Raw genomic sequence first — 20,051 nt, forward strand, 5'->3', positions numbered from 1 at the left:
ATACTATGTTATAATATAATTAAAATATTATCTGAAAGAAGGGATATGGTGAACTTTATAGATGTAAAAATGTTTGGGAATTTTGAAGCAGCTATGGATGACAAAAAGGTTTTATTCCCCTACAATAAAGCACAGGCCCTTTTTTGTTATTTACTTATAAATAAAGAATGTACAAGAGAAAAATTAGCTGGATTATTGTGGCCTGAGGAAGAAGAAAGTACGGCAAAAAAAAATTTGAGAAACGCCATATATAAAATAAAAAAGACATTTAATCTGGAAGTGTTGATATCACCGAGAAAATCAACTGTTATGATAAATCCGGATATAAATATACAGTCTGATGTAATTACTTTCTTGAAAACGGAAAATGAGATTGACTTGTATAAGGGTGCCTTTTTAACTGGATTCTATGTAAAAAATGCAGAAAATTTTCAAGATTGGTTAATACAATTTAGAGATCACCTTCAGCAAATATATATAAATAGATTAAAAGAAAAAATCTCTATTGAGAACAAAAATAAAAACTATGCTAAAATAGAAACTTACTCCCGGATGTTAATAAAGATTGATGAATTTGATGAGGGAGCTCACAGGGAACTAATGCACAGTTTAATAAATAATAACAAATTAAATAAGGCCATTGAAGTATATCACAAGCTTTCAGAAATTTTAAACAAGGAGCTGAATGTAGAACCTTCAAAGGAAACAAAAGAATTGTTCAATGAAATACTAAATAAGATGAGCCATATAAATAGCAATTTAAAACCACAAAAGTTTTTCTTTGGAAGATACAAAGAATTAAAATCTTTAAAGGACAGTTATTTAAAATTCATGAACAATGTATATACAAATTCCATCCTTATATTAGGTGAAGCCGGCATTGGAAAGACAAAGCTAAAAGAAAAATTTCTGGAAAATATATCTGAGAGCAATGTATACATTTTTGAAACTTGTTGCTATCAATTTGAAAAAGAATATATATTAAAGCCTTGGAACAACATAATATCAAAATTATCCGAAATAATTGAAGCAGAAAAAATACCTCTTCCTCAAGCTTGTGAAAGTATAATAGGCAGTTTTTTTCCTCAATTTGATAAAACTTATTCCGCCAATTTAAAACTTATAGAAAATAATAATAATTTAAAATATGAAGTGATTATAAATGCCATAGGAGATGTTTTTAAAAAGGTAGGATTTAATCAAAAAATTTTATTGATATTTGAAGATATTCAATGGATTGATTCCATGAGTTTATCCCTTTTAAGCAGTATACTTTTAGGTGAAAACAAAAATATAATTCTAATTGCTACCTGCAGAAAAGAACACAATGAGGAGCTGGATAAATTTATAACATCCATGAAAATGTATAATAAACTCAACATAATTGAGCTATACAGATTTGATTATAAGGAAACGGAAAGTTTCATAAAAGAATCACTTCCAAATTACAATTTGGGTAAAAAGATGATAAATAAAATCTACAGTGAAACTGAGGGAAATCTATTTTTCCTAACTGAATATATGAATATAATAAAGTCCAATGGAAATATAAACCTAATGTCCTCTAAAATGCAGGATATATTAAAAAGCAGATACCTGGATATCTCTGAAGAGGGAAGAAAAATTTTAAATATATGTTCTATGTTCTTTGATGAAGCACCTCTTTATATACTGGTGAAAATTATGCATAAAGATGAATTAGAAATAATGGACATGCTAGAGGAATTGGAGAATAAGTTTATACTTACAGAAGCTTTAAATGAAGGCACTATAAATTTAAAATTTACTCATCAGAAATTAAGGGAGTTTATATATTCGAATCAATCTCTGGCCAGGAAGAAAATATTACACAATAAAATAGGTGATCTTTTTGAAGAAAACCTTAACAAAAATAAGGATGATTTAAATACATATTATAAATTGATATACCATTTTTCAAATGCCAGCAATTATGTGAAAGAACTTAAATACAGTATGAAAAGCTTAAATGTATATCTTAGTTTCAACCATGAACTTTTTCCCGTGCTCTATTATGATAATACTCAATACAGCAATTTATATTTTAGTGACGAAAAGGCTTTAAATAGCTTAGGTAAAATAGAAAAACTTTTAAATAAAATTAAAGATCAGGGTAAATTCAAGAAAATTACAACCTTAGAAATTATATTTCTTCATATGAAAGGAAGGTACTTAATAAGGATAGGAAAATATGAAGAAGGCACTTCCATAATAAAATATATGATAGATAAGGCAATTGATATAAATAACATAAATTATGCCCTTGAAGGTTATAAACAGATGATTTATTATTGTATTCAGACCTATAATGTAGGAGATATGATTGCATATGTAAACCTTGGACTTTCTATTGCAATATCTGAAGACTATGAAGATGAAAAAGCCATATTATTTAGACTGAAGGCTCTTTATAACAACATGTGCGGAAATTATAGAGAGGCAGAAGGACTTTTAAACAAATCTATAAATATACTTGAAAGAAACGACATAATATCAGATAAGTATGCCTTGAACATAGCAGCTGCTTATAATTATATAGGTGAAATAAGACGATACTCCATGAAATTTTCCCAAGCCATTGAATATTATGATAAGGCAATTAAAATATGCCAAGAAAAAAAGATTGTTTCAACCATTGCAATATTTAGTATAAATGCAGGTGAAGCAGCTTTTGATATGGGAAATTACACTCTTGCAAAGGAATATTTTAGCAGCTCCCTTAAAATATACAACCATTTTGATTTAGTCTGGGGACGTTCCGTGGCAGAAGCCTTTATGTCTTTACTAAAAATTAATGAAGGGGAATTTAACGCAGCTTTAAGCTATTTAAAAGCTGCCCATATACATTCGGAAATGCTAAAAAGTCCCCATGAAATAGGTCTTGTGTACAGCATTAAAGCTGCAATTAGCACTAAGATGAAAGAAAATGAAAAATTAAATCATGTTTTTAAAAAATATCTTCACGAAAGTGTAAATCACTATTGCAACAGCGGCATTAAATATTTAAAAAAGTCACTGGATACTTATGAGATTGATATACTTGTAAAATTAAATCAAAAAATTCAGCATTGAATATACGTTCTTCCAAGTTTCAAATGAGTTTTCTTATAAGAAAACTCATTTGAAACTAAGAACCACCTGAGCATAGTTAACAGTTTAAAATTTATTCACTTAACCTGGATTCCAATACCTGACCCATATCAAAATTTTCTATTTGAAGATAGTACTCTGCGCAATCTATTAGGACTTTCATCGGAACCAAACCTATAACTTCACTGCCTATTACAGGTACACCATATCTCTTAGCTTCTATTCTGACCATTTCCTGAGCGGTATAAATAGGGGTTTTTTCATAATTTACCAGATTCATAGATACTTGTACTATATTTCTTTCGGTTACTTTTACCCCTACAGCCTTAACATATCTCAATCCTCCACCTATATATCTTATTTTTCGAGCTATGGCATTGGCAATTTCCACATTATCAGTACCTAAGTTTACATTATATGCTATGAGCGGGAATCTGGCACCTATAACCGTTGCTCCGCTTTTTACATTCATATTGCCTGGTCCAAAATCCGGCTTCCATTCAGGTTGCTTTATTTTTTCAAAAAATCCCTCATACTGGCCCTTTCTTATATGGGCCAAATTTTTTCTCTCCTCGCAGCTGGCTGCATCCTCATATAAATAAACAGGTATTTCCAATTCTTCTCCCACTTTTTTACCTAGTTTTTTGGAAATCTCCACACATTCTTCAGTTGTAACATCTTTAATAGGTATAAATGGAACTACATCTGTAGCGCCCATTCTTGGGTGTGCTCCTTTATGATTTCTCATATCTATAAGTTGAGATGCCTTTTTTATAAGCTTAAAAGCAGCTTCTTCCACTTTATCTGGAGATCCTATAAAAGTTACTACGGATCTATTATGATCTTTATCGGAAGAATAATCCAAAAGCTTTACTCCTTCCACTTTTCTAACCTCATCTACAATACTTTCAATTATTTTCACATTTCTGCCTTCACTAAAATTTGGAACACACTCCACCAATTTTGACATTCTATTTTCCTCCTCAAATTCTAATCTAAATCAATTCATCAAGCTAATACGATTATAAATTAGTTACATCTTTAAAACGTCTAAAATTTTTAAAATCGATATATTAACATATAAAATTTTTAGACGCTAAAACCAAGTTAAAAGACATATGAAAAGGTCTTTCCTCAATTCTAGAAAGGCCTTCTTTACTTTTAGAATTTAAAATTAGTAGAGTATCACTGCTTTTATGATCCTTGTCTCTTTCTCTGAACCATTATAAAACTCAATATTGGGTTTACCTGCATTCGTCACCATAGTTACATCCATTAATTCCTTTGATCTAAGTGCAAAACTCTTGCCACCTATTTTTATATTTAAATCTCCAGATAAATTATAAAATATATATGTGAGTTTTTTGAATTTATCACTGTTTTTAAAACTTTCATATTCATCAAACACCATATTATATGTCTCCTGCCTTTTTAAAGACAATGGTTCCAGTTTACCCTCACAGTCTTTAGACAACATTAAATTAAAATCTGTTGCTTTTCCATAACTTTTAGTATGCCAATGTCCCATAAAACTATCTTGCTGAAAAGGTGTTAAGATTTTTTCATAATGATCCTGGTGTTTAAGTGTCAAATTTCCTTCTAAAATCATTATAATTCTTGAAAATCCAGATAAATAAGTAAATTCAGATTCTTCAACTTCCACTTTTGCCGAACTCAATCTCCATTTAAAATTTCTATCAATATATTTAGTTTCATATGGATATATTAAGAGTTCAGTAGTCGTTCCCCCTGACCATTCACTCATCTTATATTCACTTTTTCTTATAATATTAATTTTATTTTCCATACCATCCCCCCCTGTATAAGCACAATCAAATTTATCCTACCCCTTGTTCCAGAATAAACATGAAGCAAAAACGCCTATAATCATTACACCAGATATTGTTTCTATCATGACTAAAACACGCACTATGGTGGAATTAGGTACAATATCTCCATATCCCAAAGTAGTCATAGTTACTGCACTAAAATACATAAAATTCCATAAGGGATATTTAAAATTCCCACTTGCTATTGACTTAAGCACCAAAGGGCTGTCATCTAAAAAAGATATGGAATTTTTCATAAGCTCTGAAAAATAAAAATTCAAGGGATAATAAAAATACCGTTTTTTAAAAAACTCACGATGCAATACGGGATACTGATCCACCCATATATATTTGGTGTATATTTTTTTAAAGTTATTCTGCTGATTTTTTGTGTAACCTTTAAAATCTTTAAATTTTTCATCTTCATTCATTTTATAAAAGCACACTTTTATTTTATAAGTGTCAAATCTTCCACTTATTTTATCTTGTCCTAAATTTTCCAGGCTAATATGAGTAATGCCATTATCTTTAAGCAATAGATAATAATAATTAGCCCAATCTTCTCCTAAAATTTTCTCAAAAGAAAATACATTTATAGATGTAAATGAGTCATTTATGGCTTCTAATTTTGCAACAGGTCTTTTATATTCATCAGAAGATATCAAGCTTTTTATACTATTTTTAAGTTCATTACTGTATACTTTAATATCTAAATTTTTTTTAAATATCTCTATTTTTGTGTTCATATTTATATCATTTTGAAATATAAAAAACTCTCCATTGGAATCATTTGCAACATCCCAATAAATAATTCCAAAACAGAATAATATGATTATATAAAATGATGCAAGAAAAAGTAAAATAGTTCTTTTTCTGACTTTATATATGTTAATAAACCATCTCATATCATGACCTCTATATTAGTATATCTATTTATACTTATATGAAAAGTTTATTATCACATTTTACCATTAATTTTTCTAAATATTTTTGGAATAAAAGTTGGTACCTTAAAAACACTGCAGCAGTGTAACATAAATTACATGAACAGTGTTTTTAATATGTCTTGAGATTATTTATTAAAATCCGATTTAAACTCCTCCAGGGACTTTCTAAGAAGTGTAACAGAATAAGCCATAGAAGGCCCTCCGCCAAAGGCTACAGCCACCATGGCAGCTTCCATTATTTCCTCAGGGGAAGCTCCTGACCGTAGTGCTTTATATGAGTGACCTACAATACAATATTTGCATCTATTGTATATTCCTATAGCTACACTTATAAGTTCCTTTGTCTTTACATCTAAAGTCCCGTCCTTAAATAAAGTTCCCATTAAATCAGAAAAGACCTTCATTTGCTCTCCGTTGCTTTTATTGAATTCAACAAATCCCTCACTGGAATCTTTTAAAATTTCTCTTGGGTTTTCCATGAAAACATCTCCTTTTGCAAAATTACAAATAATCTAATCTCATATATTGTGCTCAATAAAAAGTAAAATAATGTAACCTTATATAAAATGATTATTTATTTTCTTGTTTTCCATGTAGTCCCATTTTTTGAATCCAATATATCTATACCCATGTCTTTAAGCTTATCTCTAATTTCATCAGCTTTAACCCAATCTTTGTTATTTCTTGCTTCTTCTCTCTCAGCTATTAATTTATCTACTAAATTTTCGTCTATATTATCCAATTTATTATTATCAGCTTTTAATAAATCCAATGAAAAAACAGTGTCAAAACTCTCTATTAATATTTCTTTCTCCCTATTTGTAAGTTCATCACTTTTTATAACTTGAAACAATACCGTAAATGCATTTGGTATGTTTAAGTCATCACCTATTTGTTCTTTAAACTTTGATTTATATTTATTTATTAACTCTTCATCTTTCCTTTCATTTTCTTTTACACTTGAAACTATAGAAGCTATTTTATCTTTTAATTTATTATAAGAAGACTGTGCCTGTTTAAGGGCGCTGTAGCTAAATATCAATTGTTTTCTATACCTTGATTGAAGACAAAAATACCTGTAGTCCAATGGAGAAAATCCCTGCTCTTGAATTTTTGACAGTGTCAAGAAGCCTCCACTTGATTTAGACATTTTGCCTCCATTTATAACCAAAAATTCTCCATGCATCCAGTAATTTACACATGTATGACCCACAGCTGCCTCTGATTGAGCTATTTCGTTGGTATGATGTACTGGAATATGATCCACTCCACCACAATGTATATCTATTGTATCTCCTAAATATTTTAATGACATAGCAGAGCACTCTATGTGCCATCCTGGAAATCCCCTTCCCCAGGGTGAATCCCACTGCATTATCTGATTTTTAAATTTTGAATTGGTAAACCACAATACAAAATCCAGTGGATTTTTTTTATTCTCATCTACTTCCACTCTGCTTCCTGCTTCCAACTCTTCCATGCTCAAATGTGCAAGCTTATTATAATTTTTAAACTTATCAATGGAATAGTAAACATTGCCATTAGCTATATAAGTATATCCTTTTTCTTCTAATGTCTTAATTAAATTTATCATGTCTTGAATATGATCAGTTGCTTTACAAATCACATTAGGTCTTTTTATATTAAGTTTATTACAATCTTCAAAAAAAGCATCCTCGTAAAATTTGGCAATCTGCCATACAGTTTTATTTTCACGTTCCGCTCCTATTTGCATTTTATCTTCTCCTGTATCTGAATCTGACTGTAAATGACCTACATCTGTTACATTCATAACATGCTTTACTTTATAAGAATCATATTCAAGAGATTTTTTTAACAAATCTTCAAATATATAAGTTCTCAAATTTCCTATATGCGCATAATTATAAACTGTAGGACCACAAGTATAAATTCCAACTTTTCCTTTATGCACAGGAATAAATTTTTCTTTTTTTCTACTCATAGTATTATAAATATAAAAATTCATACTTATCTCCCCTTATTACTGTAACCTTTTAGTATTATATACATATAAATATTACCACATTACATATAAATATTACCACAATTATAATATAATTCAACAATTTATTTTTTGACCATATATTCTCTTATATAATTATTAAAATCCCAAAGATGTAAAAATCGCTGGGCGCTTTTATAACCTGATTCAAATAATTTTGCCCTCATATCTTTAGATATATTAAATTCTGTAGTCTTAACACCCAGGGTAGGTATAAATACTGTTCTCACTGCATATTTGTCTTTTACATAAACTTCTTCATTTTTATCAAGCATAGTCCCCATTATATCAAACAAATATGAAATGAAATCCCTTCTTTTAGATTCATTATGATTTATATCTTTTTCCGTCAATTTAAAACCTATAGTAGGCCAGTTCGGAATATCCTTTGTGTCAAATATCCATATTGGAAAATTACTTAGTAATCCTCCATCAACTATATAGCTGCATTTGTTTTCGTAATAAAGCTCTACTGGTTTAAAATATAGTGGAATACTGATGCTCATTCTCACTGCTTCAGCTATCTTGAATTTCATAGGATTTATTCCATAATTAGCTAAATCATCTGGCAGTATAATCATGGATTTTTTTGTTATATCCGAAGCTATTATTTTAAGGGGTGACTCATTACCTATACTTATGTCTCCAAAAGTTATCTTGCCCTTTTTTAGCAAAAGTTCCTCCACATATTTTTCTATGGCCTGAGAAGAATATATACCCTTGTCTTTGAAAAGTGAAATTGTTTTTTTAATCATAGAAATTTTCCAAAAATTATTTTTTTTAAAGAATGTCTTTTCATCCAAATTCATCATTATGTTTTTTAATTCTTCGCCTCTATACCCCACGGCTAGAAGTGCAGCTATAATTGCTCCTGCAGAAGTTCCTGCAAATCTATTCCATTTATATCCCATTTTTTCAAAATAACATACCGCTCCTATAAGGCCTATACCTTTTATTCCTCCACCTTCAAATACAGCATCTGCCCTCAATAAAATCACCTCAATATATAAATATGTAAACACATAAAAATAGGATACTCGAAATAAAAATATTGAATAATTTTCATATAAGTGGAAAAAATAAATTTAAACTTAAAATACTACTTTTAAGAGGAGTGATTTTAAAATGCGAATTGAAATTTATTACAACGGTATAAAAAATGCAAATAATGCAATGGAAAAACTTAAAAATGCAGGTTTTAACAATACGGCTGTAGATTTAAATGACAATTATATAGATTTATATAATTCAAATTCTGGTTTAGGATCTGGTATAAATTTTTCAAACATTATAAACTCCGAAGGATCCATACGCAATTCATCTCAAAAGGTGCTTGATTCAGGCAGCCCCATGCTAGGTGGTTTTGGAAATTTAAGAGAAATTGAGGATACAAATTACAAAGTAATAATAAATTCTGACTCATTTGATTCTCAGAAGCTAAAAGAAATTATAAGGGAAACTGGTGGTCAAATTAAAAATTCCATTCCAAATACAATAACTAATTCAAACCTGCAATAAAACACCTGAGTGAAAATTTATTTCAACTATTTTTGAAATTGTTAAAGGGCATGCTAAGCGATTCTGCACCTGTAAACATGCCTTTTAATACAACAAAATTCATATAAATTTTAGGAGTTCTTCTTAAATCCCATAATTACAAGTGCAGCAGCTCCTATAACCCCTGCATATGTGCCTAATTCTGCCTGAAGTATTTTAGTATTTTCACTTATTGTTTTAAAACACCTTTTTTTTACCACACCGCTTATCCTGTCAATAACTATGCTGCCTCCTTTCGAAACACCACCACCTATTACTACCACGTCTGGGTCAAAACAATTCATTACATTGGCCACACATATACCCAAATAATTTAAGGCTGTATCCAATATTCTTTTAGCCGTATCGTCCCCTAGCTCTGCTTCTTTAAAAACTTCTCTTGAAGTTACATTTTCATATTGGGAAAGAGATGTAACTTCTCCTCTATTTACAGCCCTTTTTGCTTCTCTCGCAATAGCAGTGCCTGATGCCAAAACTTCTGCACAACCCCTATTGCCGCAATTGCATAGTGGACCATCTTTTTCCAAAGTCATGTGTCCTACCTCCAGTGCATTTTGGGTATTTCCCCTGTATATGTTTCCATTTAAGACAGCCCCTCCTCCTATTCCTGTGGAAACCGTTATAAATATCATGTTCCTGCTACCTCTACCTGCTCCAAACATATACTCTCCCAATGCAGCAGCATTTGCATCATTATCCAGATAAACAGGAATATTGAATTTATCTTTCAGTGGAGTTATAATATCGAAATTTTTAAAAGGCAGATTCGGAGCACAGATTATCTCACCTTTAGATATATCAAGAGGTCCTGGAGAACCAACTCCAATTCCTTTTATTTTTTTATTATTCAATCTACATTTTTGAATTAATTCTTCTATAAGTGTTATCATAGTATTTAATATAAATGTTTTTCCCATCCACACCTTAGTGGGCAGAGTTTGATCATATATTATTTTTCCCCTTGAATTTATCACCGCAGCACAAATTTTTGTACCACCCAAGTCAACTCCAACTACAAACTCATCTTTCAAATCAATTCCCCCTAAATGAACTATAAAATACCTCTAGAGCTCATTTAAAATCTCTTGCAGCCTTAACCATAGTCTTTATATTTATAAGTGGAGTTCTAGGACCTATTCCACAAGCAGGTGATAGTATATCCACTCCTGATTGAATACAGTTAAAACACATCTTTCTAATATCTTCTGGTTTGGCACTTTCCAGGGAAAATGTACTTACATTTCCCATTATGACTTTATTTTTAACATTTTTGCATACTTGCTTTACACTGGTAATAGAATCAAAACTTATAGCATTGCTGTGAAGTTCATTTAATTCGGAATATATACTCTTTAATCTTCCACATATATGCACTATAATACCATAGTCGGTATATTTATTTAAGGAGTCTACAATTTTATTTAAATAGGGCAGTGCAAAAGCTTTAAAATTTTTAGGCCCCATTATTTCTCCTGTGCCACTGGGATCTGATATAGTGAGGACATCAGCTCCCGCCATGAGTTGAGCCTTTCCAAATTCTATAAGATTATCTGTAACAAATTCCATGAATTTATGCGCCTCATCTTTTTTCTTTATAAGATCCTTATAAAATATTTCTGGTTCCATTAGAGATGAAGCAGTACTTATTGGTCCTGTTAAATTGGCCATAATAGGTATAGGTAATTTTTTTTCTTTTAAAATCTTTATGGCTTCCAACACCACTTTAGCTCTCCCACTATTAATATTAATATTTTTTAACTTTATCCAGTTGTTAACAGAATCTATTGGATATTTAGTAACCCTGGGTTCATTTATCCTGCTGCCAAGAGAAATCTCTGATCCCATAGCTTCTGCCTCTACAGTCATACAAAATGGCACTCCAACATTTTCAAAGCCCCCGTATTTATAAATTCCCTCTGCAAGCCCTGCCATAAATTTTTCATTTATATGTGCCTTCGGCCAACTATATCCTGTTAAATCCATAATTTCACTTATTACCATATTCATCATTCCACCAGGACATATACAAGGTGGTCTGTCAACTTTAGACTTTTTTAGAGTCAATTTCAGCCTCTCTTTTGGAGTCAGCACGTAAACCACCTACTTTATCTTCATTTTTTCCAATCTATCCATATCTGCCGGATAACCTATTTCCCTGACAGTATCCATCATAGTCTGTATATTTTCAAATGGTGTTTCTACCGGAAGACTGCATCCAGACATGACAACATAACCTTTAGGGGTATTATAGCCCTCCTCCACAGCTTTTATGACTGCATTTCTTATATCATTTTTAGTACCTGCATACATTATACCGGAAGGATCTACATTTCCAAGTATTTTTACCTTGTCCCCAATAGTCTTGCTGCATTCTGCAAGACTTACTACATTATCCATGCTAAAACCTGTAACTCCGTCACTTGCCATATCTCCAACATCATTCCATATATTTTTTGTGTTTCCGCATATATGAAGTACACATCCCGATCCTTTAGATTTTATAAACCTAACAAGTTCCCTTAAGTATGGAACACAAAACTCTCTGAAATGTTTGGGGTTTATTACAGTACAAGAAGCCAATGGTTCCGATATAGTTGGTGTAAGACCATTTTCTATAATAACTTTTGTATATTCTATACAATTTTCAAGAGATATTTTACATAATTTGTGAACTGCTTCAGGGTTTTTTAATAAAAGCCTTGTCATCTTATCCACTCCTATTAAAAAGAAAGCATTTGAAAAGGGTCCTACTATTCCTCCAGAACAAGGCACTTCTTTTCCAATTGCATCCACTAAATATTTCATAGCTTCTATAAAAACAGGCAGCCTGCCATCTTTGTATGGATTTGCCACTTTAAGCTTATCTACATCCCTAATATCCTCTAAAGCGGGTTTTAATAAGTCTGCTGTATTATCTTCAGGAAGCACTAATTTTGCTCCCATAGCTTCAGCCCAAACATACAAATCAGTAAATACTCTGACACCATCCATGCCAAATCTTCTATAGGCAGTTATCTGAGCTTCGGCTATGGCTTTTCCGCTTCTATTAAAATCAGATATTTTACAGCCATATATACGTGCAACTCCATTTGCTATATTTGGATTGCAGGGCAATCTGTCCACATCTTCTCCCTTTGCCAAAGCTACTGCTCTTTCCATAGGATTCATTTTATCTTTCATTCGTAACACCACTTTCTAACACAGAAGATTTTGACACAACTAGTTTCTTTGCTGTTTTAGCAGCTTTAGATGCATCTGTAGTATATATATCTGCTCCTATTTTATCTGCAAAACTTTGTGAAATAGGTCCACCGCCTACCATTACCTTCACTTTATCTTTTATTCCCTCTTCTTTTAATAATTTTACAACTTCTGCCATACCATCCATAGTAGTGGTCATAAGAGTAGATAATGCTATTATATCTGCTCCAACTTCTTTTGCTTTATTTACAAAATCCCTAGGGGGCACGTCTCTGCCCAAATCTACAACTTCAAACCCTTCAGTTTCCATCATTATCTTTACCAAATTCTTTCCTATGTCATGTGTATCTCCCTCTACAACGCCTATTATAACTTTATGCTTATTATCTGATTCAATTTTATCAAGATGTGGTTTTAATACATTAAGGCCTGCATACATGGCATCTGAGCACATTAAAAGTTCAGGTATATAATATTCCTCCTGTTCGTATAAAGCTCCTGCTCTATTCATTCCATCAGATAATCCCCTGTCTATTGCATCGTAGGCTTTTAATCCCTGTTCCACCCATTTGTTAGCTGCCTCTACTGTTTTATCTTCTTCCATATCCACTATGGAATCCGACAGTTTCTTGATTAAATCTTTTTTAATGTCCATTTATATCCTCTCCTTAAAATTTATTACAAATTTATTTTCCAAACTATAGGTGTTTTCATCTTAGTTGGAGTTTTTCTCAAACAATTATGTCCTACTATCTTAATATCTTTTCTATTTTTCATTATGTCATTTAATGCTTCTCCATAGGTAATTCCACTCTTAACTTCAATGGGTTCAGAAGTTAAGAAACCTCCCCTGTCCATAGAATTTGAAGTTATTCCACAAAAATGTACAATGGCATCTTGTAATTTCGGATATATTTTTTTCAAAACTTCATAACTATATCTTCCGCTGTAATTTTTATATATTCTAGGCCCTAATATATCCAAGGTTCCTGCCGAATCTCCAAAAGAAATTATTCTTGCTCCATTTTTAACTCCTGCTTCTACAAAAGTCACTATACTATCTATAATCACTTCCATAAAATCATCTACCACAGTTGTATCTTTTCTAACTGCTTTATAAAATGTTCTTGGATCCATCAATGAACTCATTATAGTGAATGGGCCCTGGACAGCCAGCGCAGTTTGCTCTCCACTGCTGCTCAAAATATTCACAGCTTTTAATACCTGACTAATTCTCTTTTTACTTAAGTCTATATGTTCTATTTTCTTAAAATCTTCTATATTTTTAAATATATAATTTGAAACTCTTGGGCCTCTTTTCATATCCCCCATATTTATATCTGCTCCAAGAGCTTCTGCTTCTACAGTCATGCAAAATGGTACCATGGATATAGTATCCTTGTTATATATTCTTATGGCCCTTGCAAGTCTGGACATATCTTCTCCATTGTAATGTACTTCCGGAAAGCTAATACCTGTATTTTTTACCGCTTCCTCAGGTATTTCATCCTCATTGTCAATTACGCATTTAAAATCAGGAGTGTTTTCCATTTAATCACCTCTTTTAAAAATTCAGTGCTTTTATAAAATACTCTTGAAAATCATCTCTTGCAGAAAGCTCTATCACCTTTATACTTTTTCTTATTTTGCTCATTTCCTGGAGTTTATCCTTATTTACAATAGCCATTCTTGCCCCTTCTACAGAAGAATTTCCCACAAAATTTATTTTTCCATTAAACCCTCTTGGAATAAGGCCTATTTTTTTTATACTTTCTTCATTAATATGATATCCAAAAGCACCTGCTATAACTATTTCCTCTATATCTTTGATATCTATATCTATTTCTTTCAAAAGCATTTCCATACCCGAACATATAGCTCCCTTAGCTAATTGAATCTGTCTTATATCCCTCTGTGATATAAATACCTTATCTGTTATATAAAAATTTTTTCCCACCAATCTATTGCTAATTTTATCTGGAAGCTCTTTACTGAATCCACCGGTTTTAGTTATTATACTGCTTTCCAGGAAAGCTGCCCCAATGTCCAATAAGGCACTGCCACAGATTCCAACTGTCCCTTTACTTCCTATAGTAGTATAATTTAATTCATAATTTTCATCTATTTTAAAACTATCTATTGCTCCTTCTTCCGCCCTCATTCCACAGTCAATATTCATTCCTTCAAGCGCTGGGCCCGCTGCAGTAGAACAAGCCACCATTTTTCCACTGCATATGGCAACTATTTCTCCATTAGTGCCTATGTCTATAAATAAAGAAGGGTGGGATCTTTTGTGGAAATCTACAGCTACAATTCCCGAGATTATATCAGCTCCTATATAAGATGAAGCCGAGGGTAGAATTGTAACTATACCCTGTCCATTTATATGTATTCCAAGTTCTTCTGCTCTTAAATTCAATTCATTTAAAAATATGGATCTATAGGGAAATACAGCTATAGAGTCTGCCTTTACCCCCAGAAATAAATGAAGCATAGTAGTATTAGCTGCTATGGAAATTCTGTAAATGTCCTGTCTTTGATAATTTTCCCGTATTAGCTCTTCAATCATACAATCTATTTTTTTTCTTATACATCTACTTAAAATTTCACTTCCATCTTCATTTTCCATAGAATAAGTTATCCTTGAAATTACATCTCCACCATATTTTGTCTGAGGATTTAAACCTGAAACCCTTTTTAACACTTGTCCATTTTTTAAGTCTACAAGATAGGAAGATATTCCAGTTGTTCCTATATCCACTGCAACTCCTAATATATTTTCTATATACCCATCTACATCTATGAGAGTTTTTTCAAATAGAACTCCCTGAACTTTTTTTAATTTGTCTTTTTCCAATAACCCTATTTTTTTTAATACATTTAAGTTTCCCACCTTGTAATTTATATTAGAACCTGTAGAATTATCCTTAAATAATTCTAATTTTTCAAAACCACTTTTAACTTCTACGTTTTTGCAATATCCCCTATTTATAGTTTTTAAATCATTTTCTTTTTGAGTAATCTCTATGCTTACATCACCCTGTACTTTGGCTATACAGGACAACCTGATATTTTCTTCTTCTGTCAGATTACATTCTTCTGTAGTTTTAGGACTTAGTTCTCCAAAGACCCTGACTTTGCACTTTCCACATTTCCCCGAACCACCACAAGGAGTTTCTATATTAAAACCCGCTTTTCTTATACAATCTACAAGTTTTGTACCTTTTTTTACATGAATTTTTATATTCCTATCTAAAAAAGTAATACAGCACATTTTATCTTCCCCTTTAAGCTATATGAACAAATAGTAAAAGCTTATTGTTTTTCTTTAATTTTTTAACTTACAGTATCTATTGTATCACAGCATGATTCTTTACCTGATTTATATTCCTTATACTTTAATATTTACTTATAACAAAAAAATATAAAGATGAGAATTAATAACCTTAAATTCTCATCTTTATATTTGTTAAGCTGTTATATTACTACTGATATTCATAGTGTCACCGTTTTTCTTAATGTACTCATAATACTTTTCACCTTTTTCTCTATCATATTTATGCTCCCAGTTGGAAACAAATATGCTGGCAAGAGAATTTCCCACCACATTTACTACCGTCCTTGCCATATCTAAAAGACGATCAATTCCAGCTATGAAAGCAAGTCCTTCTATTGGAAGACCTACGGCACCTAATGTAGCAAGCAATACTACAAAAGAAGCTCCTGGAACACCTGCTATGCCTTTGGAAGTTATCATAAGCACTATTATTAAACTTATTTGAGCTCCAATAGAAAGATGTATTCCATATAATTGAGCAATAAATATGGCTGCAATGGATTCATAAAGAGTTGAACCATCCAGATTAAAAGTATATCCTGTAGGAACTACAAAAGATACAATCGAGTTCGGGCATCCGTATTTTTCCATCTTTTCCATTATTCTTGGAAGTACTGTTTCCGAACTGGCTGTACTAAAGGCAAGTAAAATCTCATCCTTTAATATTCTTATTATTTTAAATACACTATTACCTACAATCTTTGCTGCTATTCCCATAAATACCAGTATAAATAAAATCATAGCCGCATAAACCAATACCATTAATTTCCCCAGGGGAACAAGAGATTTAAGTCCAAAATTGCATACAGTTACTCCAATAAGTGCAAATACTCCAATAGGTGCAGTTTTCATAATTGTATTTGTTACCCAAAACATTGTTTCTGCTGTACCCTGAAATAACTTCAATAAAGGTTTCCCCTTCTCTCCAACAGCTGCAATTCCAAGTCCAAACATAACGGAAAAGAATATAATAGGAAGCATGTCTCCCTTACTTAAGGATTCTGCAATATTGCTTGGAACTATATTGATTACAGTATCTATAAATCCTTTATTGCTGGCTTCCTTTGCAGTGTTTACATAACTGCTGATACTAGTCTTGGAAAGTGTACTCATGTCAACACCTGTACCTGGATGAAATACATTTGCAAATATAACTCCTACAATAAGGGCAATAGTAGTCATTATTTCGAAATATACTATTGTCTTCAGTGCCAGAATACCTATTTTCTTCATATCTCCAACTCCGGCAACACCTATTATAAGGCAGGACACTACAATTGGTATAACTATCATCTTGATCAATCGTATAAAAATAGTTCCAAAGGGCTGCAAAATCTTACTTACAGTTGGATTACCGTAAAACACAGCACCTACTACAACTCCAAGTACAAGCCCTATGAGAATTTGAGTAGCCAGTCCACCTTTAAGCTTTTTTTTCATTTTATTCCCTCCCAGATTATTATAATAAAATCAATGTACATAAAAAATGTATAAAAGCTTTGAAAACATTTTCCCATTTCAAATATATCTTATATGCTGATATATAAAAAACTACATTATTATATCTCAATATACAAAAATTTTTTTAATTTTATAATTAATGAATATATGGTTTCTTTATACTTCATGTTTTTCAAAAACATAATTATGCTTTTATGGTATAATATTTTATGTTTTAAGAAGTGCATTAAAGAGGTGAATATTTACTTGAAAAATACTTCAAATTTAAAAGATGATCTATTTATTTTAGTACTAATGGTAATTTCAATACCAATAATAAGTGAGTTAAAATTTTATCCATTTCACAATACTTTTCGTGTCAGTTTCAGCTCTGCCATGTTTTTATTTTTTCTGCTGTGGGTAAAAAAAATACCTCTGATCTTATATGGAATTGTTGTTGGCACTTCTACTGTTGCTTTTAGAATTGCACTTGATTATATATTGCAAAGTGGATTTAAGTTTTCCAATGAATTTTTATTGAATTTCCCAGCTTTTTTCTACTATCTAGTATTTTCATTCTTATTATACATTACAAAAGTAAACAGTTTTCATAACAGACCCCTTTTAATAGGCATAATAGCTACTATTATAGATATAATTTCCTCCACCACGGAGCTGATAATAAGATTTTTATTACTTGGAAATTCAATTTCAATTTATACTCTAGGATTAATTTGCATTATTGCTATTACACGAAGCTTTTTTGTACTTGGATTTTTTAATATAATAAAATTAAACGAGATTAGAACTTTCGCCAAACAAAAAGAGGAAAAAAACAGGTATATGTTTTTACTTATTTCAAACTTATATGCTGAATCTGTTCAATTAAAAAAATCACTGACCTATGCTGAAAATATCACAAGAAATTGTTATAATTTATATGAAGAACTTCAAAATAATCACTATGATTATTCTAAATTTGACTCTAAAAAACTAGCACAAGAATTATTGGATATTGCAGGGCAGGTACATGAAATAAAAAAGGATAACCAAAGGATATATGCAGGTCTCTCTAAAATGATTTTATCTGAGAACTCTAAAGACTATATGAATGTAAATGAAATTATCAATATACTAGTTGAAACAAATAGAAAATATTCTATATCCCTTGGAAAAGAAATTAAATTTTTTATAGATATATCCCCAGGTATACCTGAACTTCACAGCTATACTGTAATGTCACTTATAAACAACTTAGTATCAAATTCTGTAGAATCCATAGAGAAAATCGGTATTATAAAAATTTACATAAATAAAAAATGTAATTTAATTGTATTTCAAATAGAGGATACTGGCACTGGAATACCACAAAAAAAGAGGGAACTTATTTTCAAACCAGGCTATACGACAAAATACAATGAATTTGGAGAACCTTCCACAGGTATAGGACTTTCTTATGTAAAAGAAGTAGCCACAAATTTAAGGGGCAAAATTTTTTTTAGCAATACACCTAATTGCAGTGGAACTATTTTCACTATTGAAATTCCCGTTGAAAGCTTAATAAAAAAGGGGTGATCATATGAATTTTTTTATTGTAGACGATGATGAAGCTATTCGTTCAATGCTGTGGGAAATTATTGAAGATAACAATTTGGGAGACGTAGTAGGTGAAGCAGTAAATGGCTCTTTGATATGTAGTGATTTTTTACGCACTAAAAATGTAGATATACTTGTAATTGATCTTTTAATGCCCATTAAAGACGGTCTTCAAACTATAAGTGAACTGGATTCATCCTTTAAAGGTAAATCAATAATGATTTCTCAAGTAGAAAATAAAGAAATGATAGTTAAGGCCTATTCACTAGGAGTTCAATATTATATTACCAAACCCTTAAATAAACTCGAGGTTATTGAGGTTATAAAAAGGGTTATTTCTCACATAAAACTTGAAAAATCCATAAATTATATTCAAGATACTATAAATTTTTTAAAAGTAGATAATTCAAAAAATGAAACTATAATAAATAGAAACATTTTAGAATACAGCGAATTTATCTTAAGTGATCTGGGTATAATTGGTGAAAGCGGCAGTAAGGATTTACTTTCCATTGTAAAATATATACATACCCATGAAGGTGACGCCCAGACAGAAAAAAATTTTCCTCCACTTAAAGAATTATTTACTCGTATTGCAGAGGAAAAGCTGGGTAAAAAGACTGATTTGATGAATATAAGGAAAGAAGTTAAAGCTTCTGAACAAAGAATCAGAAGAACCGTTATGCAGTCGTTAAATTACATAGCTTCTCTTGGTCTCACTGATTATTCCAACCCTAAATTTGAAAAATATGCCGCAGAATTTTTTGATTTTACTGAAGTTAGAAAAAGAATGCTCGAGCTTCAAAATAACATTCCTTCAAATACTACTATTCACATAAATGTTAAGAAATTTATAAAAGTATTGTATTTAGAATCCCAAAAACATCTTAAATTCAATTCATTATAAAAAGGAGCCAAAATTAATTTGGTGCCTTTTTATATTCAACTTCTATTTTAAAATACACTGTTTGGATCTATGTCAATAAAGTAGACACATTTTTTGAACTTTTAAA

Annotated in this window: 17 protein-coding genes; 4 read left to right on the forward strand and 13 right to left on the reverse strand. The window is 31.0% G+C overall.

The genetic code is table 11. The features are described from left to right. Positions 1–48 precede the first annotated feature (48 nt). Complete coding sequence (locus AB8U03_RS07440; RefSeq protein WP_369703915.1) at positions 49–3,090, forward strand: AAA family ATPase; 3,042 nt, start codon at positions 49–51, stop codon at positions 3,088–3,090. 91 nt (positions 3,091–3,181) lie between these two features. On the opposite strand, the gene ftcD is transcribed toward AB8U03_RS07440, so the two are convergent. From ftcD to AB8U03_RS07470, 6 genes are all read right to left on the reverse strand, one after another. Further along, the gene (ftcD, locus tag AB8U03_RS07445) at positions 3,182–4,078 is read right to left on the reverse strand and encodes a glutamate formimidoyltransferase (RefSeq protein ID WP_369703916.1); all 897 of its coding nucleotides are present in this window, start codon (positions 4,076–4,078) and stop codon (positions 3,182–3,184) included. Positions 4,079–4,282: 204 nt separating this feature from the next. Next, entirely contained in the window at positions 4,283–4,915 is a 633-nt protein-coding gene (locus tag AB8U03_RS07450; protein ID WP_369703917.1) for a HutD family protein, read from the reverse strand. Positions 4,916–4,951: 36 nt separating this feature from the next. After that, positions 4,952–5,842, reverse strand: coding sequence for a potassium channel family protein (locus tag AB8U03_RS07455; RefSeq protein WP_369703918.1), 891 nt, complete (start codon positions 5,840–5,842; stop codon positions 4,952–4,954). Between the two features lie 167 nt (positions 5,843–6,009). Further along, positions 6,010–6,363, reverse strand: a complete 354-nt coding sequence (locus AB8U03_RS07460) for a carboxymuconolactone decarboxylase family protein (protein WP_369703919.1) — start codon at positions 6,361–6,363, stop codon at positions 6,010–6,012. Positions 6,364–6,458: 95 nt separating this feature from the next. Then, a complete protein-coding gene (cysS, locus tag AB8U03_RS07465) occupies positions 6,459–7,871 on the reverse strand; it encodes a cysteine--tRNA ligase (RefSeq protein ID WP_369703920.1) in 1,413 nt (470 codons plus the stop codon). Between the two features lie 101 nt (positions 7,872–7,972). Continuing rightward, the gene (locus tag AB8U03_RS07470; protein WP_369703921.1) at positions 7,973–8,896 is read right to left on the reverse strand and encodes a patatin-like phospholipase family protein; all 924 of its coding nucleotides are present in this window, start codon (positions 8,894–8,896) and stop codon (positions 7,973–7,975) included. Positions 8,897–9,032: 136 nt separating this feature from the next. Here AB8U03_RS07470 and AB8U03_RS07475 point away from each other — a divergent pair, with 136 nt between their 5' ends. Further along, the gene (locus AB8U03_RS07475; RefSeq protein WP_369703922.1) at positions 9,033–9,425 is read left to right on the forward strand and encodes a hypothetical protein; all 393 of its coding nucleotides are present in this window, start codon (positions 9,033–9,035) and stop codon (positions 9,423–9,425) included. A 110-nt stretch (positions 9,426–9,535) separates the two neighbouring features. Here AB8U03_RS07475 and AB8U03_RS07480 read toward each other — a convergent pair whose 3' ends face one another. The 7 genes from AB8U03_RS07480 to AB8U03_RS07510 all read right to left on the reverse strand — a co-directional run bounded on the left by AB8U03_RS07480 (position 9,536) and on the right by AB8U03_RS07510 (position 17,442). Next, positions 9,536–10,495, reverse strand: coding sequence for an ROK family protein (locus AB8U03_RS07480; protein WP_369703923.1), 960 nt, complete (start codon positions 10,493–10,495; stop codon positions 9,536–9,538). A gap of 40 nt (positions 10,496–10,535) precedes the next feature. Beyond that, complete coding sequence (locus AB8U03_RS07485) at positions 10,536–11,555, reverse strand: methylcobamide:CoM methyltransferase MtbA (RefSeq protein WP_369703924.1); 1,020 nt, start codon at positions 11,553–11,555, stop codon at positions 10,536–10,538. A gap of 9 nt (positions 11,556–11,564) precedes the next feature. Beyond that, the gene (locus AB8U03_RS07490; RefSeq protein WP_369703925.1) at positions 11,565–12,644 is read right to left on the reverse strand and encodes a uroporphyrinogen decarboxylase family protein; all 1,080 of its coding nucleotides are present in this window, start codon (positions 12,642–12,644) and stop codon (positions 11,565–11,567) included. Beyond that, the gene (locus AB8U03_RS07495; RefSeq protein ID WP_369703926.1) at positions 12,634–13,320 is read right to left on the reverse strand and encodes a corrinoid protein; all 687 of its coding nucleotides are present in this window, start codon (positions 13,318–13,320) and stop codon (positions 12,634–12,636) included. The genes AB8U03_RS07490 and AB8U03_RS07495 overlap by 11 nt, the downstream gene beginning before the upstream one ends. Positions 13,321–13,343: 23 nt before the next feature. Beyond that, on the reverse strand, positions 13,344–14,216 hold the full coding sequence (locus AB8U03_RS07500; RefSeq protein ID WP_369703927.1) for a uroporphyrinogen decarboxylase family protein: 873 nt from the start codon (positions 14,214–14,216) through the stop codon (positions 13,344–13,346). Positions 14,217–14,229: 13 nt separating this feature from the next. Next, positions 14,230–15,939 (reverse strand): ASKHA domain-containing protein, encoded by a 1,710-nt coding sequence (locus AB8U03_RS07505; protein WP_369703928.1) that lies wholly within the window; start codon positions 15,937–15,939, stop codon positions 14,230–14,232. A 195-nt stretch (positions 15,940–16,134) separates the two neighbouring features. Beyond that, on the reverse strand, positions 16,135–17,442 hold the full coding sequence (locus AB8U03_RS07510; protein ID WP_369703929.1) for a cation:dicarboxylate symporter family transporter: 1,308 nt from the start codon (positions 17,440–17,442) through the stop codon (positions 16,135–16,137). Between the two features lie 267 nt (positions 17,443–17,709). On the opposite strand from AB8U03_RS07510, the gene AB8U03_RS07515 reads away from it, so the two are divergent. Together AB8U03_RS07515 and AB8U03_RS07520 are read left to right on the forward strand one after the other, a co-directional pair. Then, a complete protein-coding gene (locus AB8U03_RS07515; protein ID WP_369703930.1) occupies positions 17,710–19,017 on the forward strand; it encodes a sensor histidine kinase in 1,308 nt (435 codons plus the stop codon). Positions 19,018–19,021: 4 nt separating this feature from the next. Continuing rightward, the gene (locus AB8U03_RS07520) at positions 19,022–19,945 is read left to right on the forward strand and encodes a response regulator (RefSeq protein ID WP_369703931.1); all 924 of its coding nucleotides are present in this window, start codon (positions 19,022–19,024) and stop codon (positions 19,943–19,945) included. The last annotated feature ends 106 nt before the right edge of the window (positions 19,946–20,051 follow it).

It is taken from the genome of Clostridium moutaii (genome assembly GCF_041205085.1).
Classification (GTDB): Bacteria; Bacillota; Clostridia; order Clostridiales; family Clostridiaceae; genus Clostridium_B; species Clostridium_B moutaii.